Consider the following 7,315-nt stretch of genomic DNA (forward strand, 5'->3'; position numbering starts at 1 on the left):
CATGCGCCGAGGACGACGGATCGCCGTCGACGTCGGGGACGCCCGGATCGGGGTCGCCTCGTGCGACCCCGACGGGGTCCTCGCCACGCCGGTGGAGACCGTGCCGGGACGCGACGTCCCGGCCGCCCACCGGCGGCTCCGCCAGATCGTCGAGGAGTACGAGCCGATCGAGGTCGTCGTGGGCCTGCCCCGCTCGCTCAGCGGGCGGGAGGGCCCGGCCGCGGCCAAGGTGCGCGCCTTCGCGAAGGAGATGGCGAAGGGGATCGCCCCGGTGCCGGTCCGGCTGGTCGACGAGCGGATGACCACGGTGACCGCGACGCAGGGGCTGCGGGCCTCCGGGGTGAAGTCCAAGAAGGGCCGGTCCGTCATCGACCAGGCCGCCGCTGTGATCATCCTTCAGAACGCTCTTGAGTCCGAACGGGTGTCAGGTAATCCGCCCGGCGAGGGCGTCGAAGCGATCATCTGATCGCGATACGGTAACGTTCCGCGCATTGCGGCGGTGTTCGAACAACTGCCGCACTACGTAGAGGCGGATCGTCCGGAAGCCTCGCGGCTGTTTGGGGATCGATGACTGAGTATGGCCGGGGCCCCGGCTCCGAACCGTGGCACCCCACGGACCCGCTCTACGGGGACCAGGGGTGGGAGGGCCGGCAGCAGTACCAGCAGCCGCACCAGGCGCCGCCCTACGACGCGCAGCAGGGCGGCCAGGCCTACCCGGACCCGTACGCCCAGCAGGGCTACGGGGCCGACCCGTACCAGCAGCAGGCCGCGTACCAGCACCAGCAGCAGGGGTACGCCGACCCGCACGCGCAGGGCTACGGCGACCCGGCGCAGGCGCAGGCGTACGGGCAGACCGGCTGGGAACAGGGGTACGACACGCCCGGCCAGGCCGGACAGACGTACGGCGGCCAGCAGGCGTACGACGGCAACTGGGAGACCGGCCAGGCCGCCATGGCCTACAACGCGCCGCCCGCCGACCCGTACGGCGGCCAGCAGCCCGACCTCTACGGCACCCCCGAGGCGTACCCGCCGCCCCAGCCGCCCGGCCGCCGGCAGCAGCCGCCGGAGCCGGTCGTCGACTGGGAGCCGGAGCCGGAGCCCGAACCCGAGCCCGCCCGGCGGGAGCCGGAGGAGTCGCACCCCTTCTTCACCGGTGACGGCGACGAGGACGGCTACGAGGACGACGAGCCGTCCCCGCGCCGGGGCCGGGGCGGCCGCGGCGACGACCGCGACCGCGAGCGCCGCGGCAAGGAGAGGAAACGCAAGGGCAAGAACGGCATGGCCTGCCTCGTCGTCGCCGCGGTCCTCGTCGGCGGCGTCGGCGGCATCGGCTACTTCGGCTACCAGTTCTGGCAGGGCCAGTTCGGCGAGGCGCCCGACTACGCGGGCACCGGCACCGGCGAGGTCCAGGTCGAGATCCCCAAGGGCGCGTTCGGCAACGAGATCGGCAACATCCTGAAGCAGGCCGGCGTCGTGAAGAGCGTCGACGCCTTCGTCGCGGCGCAGCAGAAGAACGCCAAGGGCAACTCGATCCAGGCCGGCGCCTACACGCTGAAGAAGGAGATGTCGGCGGAGAGCGCGGTCGCGCTGATGCTCGACCCGGCGAGCCAGGCCAACCTGATCATCCCCGAGGGCAAGCGCAACGCCTGGGTGTACGAGCAGATCGACACCCGCCTCGGCCTCAAGCCCGGCACCACGAAGGAGATCGCCTTCGAGAAGGCCGACTCGCTCGGCCTGCCCGACTGGGCCAAGAACCACGACGACGTGAAGGACCCGCTGGAAGGATTCCTCTTCCCGGCGAGCTACCCCGTCGCCAAGGGCGGCAAGCCCGAGGACGCCCTCAAGAAGATGGTCACCCGCGCGAACGCGGAGTACGCGAAGCTGGACCTGGAGGGCCAGGCGAAGAAGCACGGCGTCGAGAACGCCTGGGAACTCGTGACGGTCGCGAGCCTGGTGCAGGCGGAGGGCAAGACGCACGACGACTTCCGCAAGATGGCGGAGGTCATCTACAACCGCCTCCAGCCGGACAACACGGAGACGAACCGTTTCCTGCAGTTCGACTCCTCGCTGAACTACCTCAAGGGTCAGTCCGAGATCAAGATCTCGGAGAAGGAGGCCCACACCAACAAGGACCCGTACAACACGTACACGAACCGGGGCCTGCCGCCGGGACCGATCGGCAACCCGGGCATCGAGGCCCTCGGCGCGATGCTCGACCCGACGAACGACGGCTGGATCTACTTCGTCGCCACGGACGGCATGAACAAGACCGAGTTCGCCCGGACCCACGCCGACTTCCTGAAACTGAAGGACAAGTTCAATGCCAACACGGGCCAGTGACCCGGGCCGCCGCGCCGCCGTCCTCGGTTCGCCGATCGCGCACTCGCTCTCCCCGGTCCTCCACCGGGCCGCGTACGCGGAACTCGGGCTGGACGACTGGTCCTACGACCGCTTCGAGATCGACGAGGCGGCCCTGCCGGGCTTCGTCGAGGGGCTCGACCCCTCGTGGGCCGGCCTGTCGCTGACCATGCCGCTCAAGCGGGCGATCATCCCGCTGCTCGACGAGATCAGCGGCACGGCGGCCGCGGTGGAGGCGGTCAACACGGTGGTCTTCCGCGAGGACGGCCGCCGGGTCGGCGACAACACCGACATCCCCGGCATGATCGCCGCCCTGCGCGAGCGGGGCGTCGAGAAGGTGGAGGCCGCGGCGATCCTCGGCGCGGGCGCCACCGCCTCCTCCGCGCTCGCCGCGCTGGGCCGCGTCTGCGCCGGCCCGGTCACGGCGTACGTCCGCAGCGAGGCGCGGGCGGAGGAGATGCGCGGCTGGGGCGACCGGCTCGGCGTCGATGTCCGTACGGCCGCCTGGGACGACGCGGCGGAGGCCCTCGCCGCCCCGCTGGTGATCGCCACGACCCCGGCCGGCACGACCGACGCCCTGGCGGCGGCCGTCCCCGACCGCCCCGGCACCCTCTTCGACGTCCTCTACGACCCCTGGCCCACCGCGCTCGCCGCCGCCTGGTCCGACCGCGGCGGTAAGATCGTCGGCGGCCTGGACCTCCTGGTCCACCAGGCGGTGCTCCAGGTCGAGCAGATGACGGGCACCCCGAAGGCCCCGCTGGCCGCCATGCGCGCCGCCGGCGAGGCCGCGCTCGCCGCGCGCTGACCCCGCCCGGCCGCGCGGGGCGCGCAGGACCGACCGCGGGGGAGACCGGGGATGGACGGGGACGTGACGCTCGCGTCGAAGGCGGACTTCGCCTTCGACGTGGTGCGCTTTCTGTACGTGGGATTCTTCAGCTCGCTGCCCGCCTGGGTGCGCTGGACCGTGCTCGGGCTCTTCGCGCTGACCGTGGTGTACGGCTTCGTCAGCTGGTCGCGGAAGCGGTCCGCCGACGCGCCGGAGGCGTCCGCCGCCGTCCACGAGGACGCGGCGCGCGTCCGATAGCTGGACCGGGACCGAGGCCAGGGCCCGGGCGTGGGAGGATCAGGGGTGGCGGGTCAGGGCCGCGCGCCCGGTCCTGCCGTCGCAGTGCCCAGGCGCGAGCATGAGGAGCATCGTTGAGCAGGTTGCGTTGGCTGACCGCTGGGGAATCCCACGGACCCGCGCTGGTCGCGACGCTGGAGGGTCTTCCCGCCGGCGTCCCGGTCACCACGGAGCTGGTGGCGGACCACCTCGCGCGGCGGCGCCTCGGCTATGGACGCGGCGCCCGGATGAAGTTCGAGCAGGACGAGGTCACCTTCCTCGGCGGCGTCCGGCACGGGCTCTCCCTCGGGTCGCCGATCGCCGTGATGGTCGGCAACACCGAGTGGCCCAAGTGGGAGAAGGTCATGTCGGCCGACCCGGTCGACCCCTCCGAACTCAAGGAGACCGGCCGCAACGCGCCGCTGACCCGGCCCCGCCCCGGCCACGCCGACCTCGCCGGCATGCAGAAGTACGGCTTCGACGAGGCCCGGCCGGTCCTGGAGCGCGCCAGCGCCCGTGAGACCGCCGCCCGCGTCGCCCTCGGCGCCGTCGCCCGGTCCTTCCTCAAGGAGGCCGCCGGCATCGAGATCGTCAGCCACGTGGTCGAACTGGCCGCCGCCAAGGCGCCGTACGGCGTCTACCCGACCCCCGCCGACGTCGAGCGGCTCGACGCCGACCCGGTCCGCTGCCTCGACGCCGACGCGTCGAAGGCGATGGTCGCCGAGATCGACCAGGCCCACAAGGACGGCGACACCCTCGGCGGCGTCGTCGAGGTCCTCGCGTACGGCGTGCCCGTCGGCCTCGGCTCCCACGTGCACTGGGACCGGCGCCTCGACGCCCGGCTCGCCGCCGCGCTCATGGGCATCCAGGCCATCAAGGGCGTCGAGGTCGGCGACGGCTTCGACCTCGCCCGGGTGCCCGGCTCCCAGGCCCACGACGAGATCGTGCGGACCGACGAGGGCATCCGCCGCACCTCCGGCCGCTCCGGCGGCACCGAGGGCGGTCTCAGCACCGGCGAGCTGCTGCGCGTCCGCGCCGCGATGAAGCCGATCGCGACCGTCCCGCGCGCGCTCGCCACCGTCGACGTCGCCACCGGCGAGGCCGCCGCGGCCCACCACCAGCGCTCCGACGTCTGCGCGGTCCCGGCCGCCGGCATCGTCGCCGAGGCCATGGTCGCCCTCGTCCTCGCCGACGCCGTCGTCGAGAAGTTCGGCGGCGACTCGGTCCCCGAGACCCGCCGCAACGTGCAGTCGTACCTCGACCACCTGCGCATCCGGTGACCGGCGGCCCCCTGGTCGTCCTCGTCGGCCCGATGGGGTCCGGCAAGTCCACGGTGGGCGCGCTCCTGGCCGAACGGCTCGGCGCGCCCTACCGGGACACCGACGCCGACATCGTCGCCGCCGAGGGCCGCGAGATCTCCGACATCTTCGTCGAGGACGGCGAGGAGCACTTCCGCGCCCTGGAGAAGGCCGCCGTCGCCAGGGCCCTCGCCGAGCACGAGGGCGTCCTCGCCCTCGGCGGCGGCGCGATCCTCGACGCCGACACCCGCGCCCTGCTGGCCGGCCGACCCGTCGCGTACCTCTCCATGGACGTCGAGGAGGCCGTGCGACGGGTCGGGCTCGGCGCGGCCCGCCCGCTGCTCGCCGTCAACCCGCGCCGCCAGTGGCGCGAGCTGATGGAGGCCCGGCGCCACCTGTACGAAGAAGTCGCGCGCGTCGTGGTCGCCACCGACGCCCGCACCCCCGAAGAGATCGCCGAGGCGGTCCTCGACGCACTGGAGCTGAAGGACGCATGAGCACGGACCAGGAAGTGACCCGCATCCGCGTCGGCGGGAGCGCGGGCACGGATCCGTACGAGGTGCTGGTCGGCCGGCAGCTGCTCGGCGAACTGCCCGCCCTCATCGGCGAGAAGGCGAAGCGGGTCGCCGTCATCCACCCCGAGGCGCTCGCCGAGACCGGTGAGGCGCTGCGCGAGGACCTCGCCGAGCAGGGGTACGAGGCCGTCGCCATCCAGGTGCCGAACGCCGAGGAGGCGAAGACCGCCGAGGTCGCCGCGTACTGCTGGAAGGCGCTCGGCCAGACCGGCTTCACCCGCACCGACGTCATCGTCGGCGTCGGCGGCGGCGCCACCACCGACCTGGCCGGCTTCGTCGCCGCGACCTGGCTGCGGGGCGTCCGCTGGATCGCCGTCCCGACCACCGTCCTCGGCATGGTCGACGCCGCCGTCGGCGGCAAGACCGGGATCAACACCGCCGAGGGCAAGAACCTCGTCGGCGCCTTCCACCCGCCGGCCGGGGTCCTCTGCGACCTCGCCGCGCTGGAGTCGCTGCCGGTGCACGACTTCGTCAGCGGGCTCGCCGAGATCATCAAGGCCGGTTTCATCGCCGACCCGGTGATCCTCGACCTCATCGAGGAGGACCCGCAGGCCGCCCGGACGCCCGCCGGCCCGCACACCGCCGAGCTGATCGTCCGCTCCATCCAGGTCAAGGCCGACGTCGTCTCCGGCGACCTCAAGGAGTCCGGCCGCCGCGAGATCCTCAACTACGGGCACACCCTCGCGCACGCCATCGAGAAGAACGAGCGGTACAAGTGGCGCCACGGCGCCGCCGTCTCCGTCGGCATGGTCTTCGCCGCCGAGCTGGGCCGCCTCGCCGGCCGACTCGACGACGCCACCGCCGACCGGCACCGCGCGGTCCTGGAGTCCGTCGGCCTGCCGCTCACCTACCGCGGCGACCAGTGGCCCAAGCTCCTGGAGACGATGAAGGTGGACAAGAAGTCCCGCGGCGACCTGCTGCGCTTCATCGTCCTCGACGGGCTCGCCAAGCCCTCCGTCCTGGAGGGCCCCGACCCGGCCGTCCTCGTCGCCGCGTACGGGGAGGTCTCCGGATGAGCGAACCGCGTCGCGTCCTGGTGCTGAACGGGCCGAACCTCGGCCGGCTGGGCTCGCGCGAGCCCGACATCTACGGCGCCACCTCCTACCAGGGGCTCGTCGAGTCCTGTCGGACCCTCGGCGCCGAACTCGGCTTCGCCGTCGAGGTCCGCGAGACCAACGACGAGGGCGAGATGATCCGCTGGCTGCACGAGGCGGCCGACGGGCGCGTCCCCGTCGTGCTCAACCCGGGCGCCTTCACGCACTACTCGTACGGGATGCGGGACGCCGCCGCGCAGCGCACCGCCCCGCTGATCGAGGTGCACATCTCGAACCCGTACACCCGTGAGGAGTTCCGGCACACCTCCGTGGTGGCCGCCGTGGCGACCGGCACCGTCGCCGGCTTCGGCATCGGCTCCTACCGGCTCGCCCTGCGCGCCCTCGCCGAGGAACTCGACACGAAGGGCTGAGCGGCCCCCGGGCCCGGAGTTCCGGGTCTCGGGGCCGTGTGCCCGGGGTCATGCGTCCGGGGCCGTGCGCACGGGCCTCGGGCGGGGTCGGTACGACGGACCCGCCCGGGCCGGTACGCCGGGCCGGTCCGCGGGTCGGGCCGGTCCGCGGGTCAGGGGCGGCCGCCGGTGCGGTGCCGCCCCTCCCCGGCGCGGGGCACGTTCGGCGGGGCCCACCCGTTCCCCGAGCGGGGGGACGGGGAGGTAACGTTTTGGCATCCCCGGGCGACCGGAGCGGGGCCGACGACGGCACCGAACCGGGCGCCCTCACCGACGCACCAGGCCGACGAGACGGAGTGGCACCGGATGCAGCACGCAGTGGGGGGACCGCTGCCACCGCCCGAGCGGCCGGGGCCGATGCCCGGCCCGCACCAGGCCGGCGGACACGGCCCCGTACCCCCGCCCCCGCAGGCCGCGCCCTACCCGGGGCCGCCGTCCGGCGCGCCCGGCGGACGGCTCGGGGTGCACCCCGCCGTAC

8 protein-coding genes are annotated in these 7,315 nt (G+C 73.6%); all 8 read left to right on the top strand.

Features of this window, described 5'->3' with window-relative positions:
• The first annotated feature begins 1 nt into the window (after position 1).
• Positions 2-466 carry a Holliday junction resolvase RuvX gene (gene ruvX, locus AB0E83_RS21630; RefSeq protein WP_362114108.1) on the top strand — a complete coding sequence of 155 codons (465 nt, stop codon included), beginning with the start codon at positions 2-4 and terminating at the stop codon, positions 464-466.
• A 101-nt stretch (positions 467-567) separates the two neighbouring features.
• Complete coding sequence (gene mltG, locus AB0E83_RS21635) at positions 568-2,340, top strand: endolytic transglycosylase MltG (protein ID WP_362114080.1); 1,773 nt, start codon at positions 568-570, stop codon at positions 2,338-2,340.
• Positions 2,321-3,163: a shikimate dehydrogenase gene (locus tag AB0E83_RS21640; RefSeq protein ID WP_362114083.1), complete on the top strand. Its 843-nt coding sequence runs from the start codon at positions 2,321-2,323 to the stop codon at positions 3,161-3,163. The genes mltG and AB0E83_RS21640 overlap by 20 nt, the downstream gene beginning before the upstream one ends.
• A gap of 51 nt (positions 3,164-3,214) precedes the next feature.
• The gene (locus AB0E83_RS21645; protein WP_362114086.1) at positions 3,215-3,442 is read left to right on the top strand and encodes a hypothetical protein; all 228 of its coding nucleotides are present in this window, start codon (positions 3,215-3,217) and stop codon (positions 3,440-3,442) included.
• Positions 3,443-3,555: 113 nt separating this feature from the next.
• Complete coding sequence (gene aroC, locus AB0E83_RS21650) at positions 3,556-4,740, top strand: chorismate synthase (RefSeq protein ID WP_362114089.1); 1,185 nt, start codon at positions 3,556-3,558, stop codon at positions 4,738-4,740.
• The gene (locus AB0E83_RS21655) at positions 4,737-5,255 is read left to right on the top strand and encodes a shikimate kinase (protein WP_362114092.1); all 519 of its coding nucleotides are present in this window, start codon (positions 4,737-4,739) and stop codon (positions 5,253-5,255) included. The genes aroC and AB0E83_RS21655 overlap by 4 nt, the downstream gene beginning before the upstream one ends.
• Positions 5,252-6,349 carry a 3-dehydroquinate synthase gene (gene aroB / locus AB0E83_RS21660; RefSeq protein WP_362114095.1) on the top strand — a complete coding sequence of 366 codons (1,098 nt, stop codon included), beginning with the start codon at positions 5,252-5,254 and terminating at the stop codon, positions 6,347-6,349. The genes AB0E83_RS21655 and aroB overlap by 4 nt, the downstream gene beginning before the upstream one ends.
• On the top strand, positions 6,346-6,798 hold the full coding sequence (aroQ, locus tag AB0E83_RS21665) for a type II 3-dehydroquinate dehydratase (RefSeq protein ID WP_362114098.1): 453 nt from the start codon (positions 6,346-6,348) through the stop codon (positions 6,796-6,798). Before aroB ends, aroQ begins: the two co-directional genes overlap by 4 nt.
• The last annotated feature ends 517 nt before the right edge of the window (positions 6,799-7,315 follow it).

The sequence above is a fragment of the Streptomyces sp. NPDC035033 genome (genome assembly GCF_040636735.1).
GTDB lineage: Bacteria > Actinomycetota > Actinomycetes > Streptomycetales > Streptomycetaceae > Streptomyces.